Here is a 2,887-nt window from a genome sequence, read left to right on the forward strand (position 1 = left end):
TGAATGATTAGCTAGAAATGTGGTTAAATCTGTGATAAACTGGGTCATGGGAATAAATCTTTCTAGTAGTATTTTTTTGTCTAACTCTACTATAACAGGATTTATTCTTTTTTTGCGTTTACACAAGATATTGTACACTCTCGGAATATGAAGATAGTTCGAGAACATTATTTGATATTATTCAATCGAAAATGGAACCTTTCATTGAAGGGAATAGTAGGGAAGCCATAATACAATTATTCTACAATAGTCAATTAGCATTGTTCTTCGATGGTATTGATGATATCATTGATGAGAAAAAGAGAAAAAAATTTTTTGGTGAAGCTAATCAATTAATGGGATCAGATAATCAAAATTTTTTCTTCTTTACAACTCGAGGAAATCGTTATAAGTACGAGCTCGGGAAAAAAAATACTTTCTACCTAACAGGCTTGTCTGATAGTATAATTCAAAATGATTTAATTCAAGTTAGAGGATATAGTAATCTGCCTAAATCATACCTTGAATTATTTAGAAACCCTTTGTTGTTTAGAATTGGAAAGACTATTTTGGCTGACAAGCAAAACAAGGAGTTGTTAAATAGAACCCAAATTTTTACAGAATATTTCGAGAACAATTATCACAATAACAACAATTATCTAGAATTATCCCTACATAACACATTGAATCTTTTTGGCCGGTTTTCTTATGAACATTTTGAACAATCAAGTTTTGAATATATTGAAATTGATCAAATAATAAGTAGTTACTCGGATGTTGCGCTGAATCAAAGGAGTCTAATTGATTATTTTATAAATTTTGGAATATTTAGTGTTTCAAATAAAATCACTTTTTCTCATAAATTATTTAAGGAATATAGTGCGGCGTACTATATAGCTAAGAATCTAAATGTTTCTTCAAATCCAAAATTTTTTGAAAAACTTGTCTATGATGAAAAATGGCAAGAGGTAGTTATTTTTATTTCAGGATTATGTTCAACTATTGAGGAACAGGATAAATTTTTAGATTTTGTTTTGCAACATAATTTACCTCTGTATATTGAGTGTGTTAATTCTAAAAATGATTTATTAAGAAAAAATGGAGTAACAAATTTTTCTACAGAGAACACAATTAAAAGAATGCTATCAGAAATTCATAAAACGTATAAATTTATTATAGAGAATTACTTTTATTCTATTTCAGATCAATTTGAACCATTTTTCAAAGAAGAGGAAAAATTAGAATTTAAGATAAGTATTACAGGAGGTATTAATGAATCAAGTCTGTATTACTGGTTTGACATTGTTGATAAATGTGCACCGGATATAAAAATTATTAGTGCTGGTAATATTAGGCAGGCTAATCAGGAGTACCTAGAAAATATATTGACAAAAAAGGCTAGTATGATACAGCGTAGTACGAATCTAGAATTATCTGGGCTTGTGGGTGATAGTGGGAGAAAAATAGCAATAGATGTTATTAAGGATAATCTAAACAAGATACTGAAAGATCAATCATTACCAGCAAGTCACTATGTTTTATGTGAGATTTTAAAAGAAACCATAGATGGAGTACCTTGGCTTAAAGATATTGAGGATATTGGTCAAATGAGTAAAGAAGTTTCAAAAAGGATTCATGATGTTCTTGAAGAATCTCCAAGTGTTCCACAGATTTTTACTTCAGAAGGAGTCGAGTTGTTCAGTTTAAATAGATTGTTATCTCTTTTACAATGTGCTAATGTTAATTATAAGAGTTCCATTGTACCTGGTCGAGATAGGGAATACACAGAATCAAACGGTCTAGTATTAGACTTATATTCTACTGAAAGAAAAATAGAAATCGCTGAGACTTTTTTTAAGTTCGCTGAAGTAAGTTATCTAGAGATGGTAAAAAACAGCTTCCCTAATATTTACAAGTATTTTTCTAAGTATCAAGACATGCCCTATAAATTACGAATTATTTATTGGGAAAGTAACAGAGAACCTTGGGTAGATATTTATCATGTAGCTCATTTAGAATATGATAATTCCGTTGAAGTTAGACTTGGTGATTTAGAAGATGATCTTTGGGATATTTATAATGAAATAACCCAAAGTTATCAATCATTAAATAGAGCATCTGCAGATGTTTGTATAAGGAGTATTCGCTTTTCAAACCTCTTGTTCTCAAGAAATCTTAGTGAGAATACTCCATTAACTGACTATATCTATAAAGACATAAAGAGCAGCTTAGAAGAGATTTTTGGGGAAATATGAATAATCCCGACTTTATTATCTAAAAATGGAAAAAGCTCAGCAAATCCCTTGTATTTCAAGAGGTTCGCTGGTCTTTTTCCTACTAGCTATAATTGTAGCAACTTTTGAAGGAATAACAAGAGTACCCAGTTCATCTGATACTTTTGGAAAGAAACATGCTAGAATAAATCCTGTAGAAAAGTGAAGACGGTGGCTCCAGATTTTCGATAGAGAGGGTGATGCCTATGGGTAATTCATCAAAATCTGACAGGAAGGAGGAGCGCTTTTTGACCGCCTTTGAAGTTGTGCAGACTATCTTTTTCTTTGCTAGTTTTAGCATTGAGTTGATCGGTCTCTGCTATCTAATCTTCAAAGATGGCGACAAAAAATAATCCGTCCCTTTACTTTGACGAGTAGGACGGATTAAATCTGTTTAACGAGTCACCGTCTTAAACGGTTCTACTTTGAGCTGGATTGCCGTCCAGCTCTTTTTATGTTTCGATTATAACACATTTTGTTGTTAAGGGTAAAAAGGAAAGTGCAAGTTTTAGGGAGTTTTTTGGATTATATAGTCATTTGAAACAAGAACAAGACAACATAAACAGGAACCATATCCCTTAAATTATCCAATTCTTTAAGGAATTGAGCTACTTTTTCGGGATCTTGTTCGTAGT

Annotated in this window: 2 protein-coding genes; both read left to right on the plus strand. The window is 31.3% G+C overall.

Features of this window, described 5'->3' with window-relative positions:
- Positions 1-191 precede the first annotated feature (191 nt).
- Positions 192-2,234, plus strand: a complete 2,043-nt coding sequence (locus tag E5983_RS08845; protein WP_160333470.1) for an NACHT domain-containing protein — start codon at positions 192-194, stop codon at positions 2,232-2,234.
- A gap of 224 nt (positions 2,235-2,458) precedes the next feature.
- The gene (locus E5983_RS09745; protein ID WP_202056711.1) at positions 2,459-2,605 is read left to right on the plus strand and encodes a hypothetical protein; all 147 of its coding nucleotides are present in this window, start codon (positions 2,459-2,461) and stop codon (positions 2,603-2,605) included.
- The last annotated feature ends 282 nt before the right edge of the window (positions 2,606-2,887 follow it).

Source organism: Streptococcus danieliae (assembly GCF_009767945.1).
Lineage (GTDB): Bacteria > Bacillota > Bacilli > Lactobacillales > Streptococcaceae > Streptococcus > Streptococcus danieliae.

Excerpts from the sequence above, each read along its gene's own strand:
- E5983_RS08845 (WP_160333470.1), top strand. The coding sequence starts at position 192 with ATGGAACCTTTCATTGAAGGGAATAGTAGGGAAGCCATAATACAATTA.
- E5983_RS09745 (WP_202056711.1), top strand. The coding sequence starts at position 2,459 with ATGGGTAATTCATCAAAATCTGACAGGAAGGAGGAGCGCTTTTTGACC.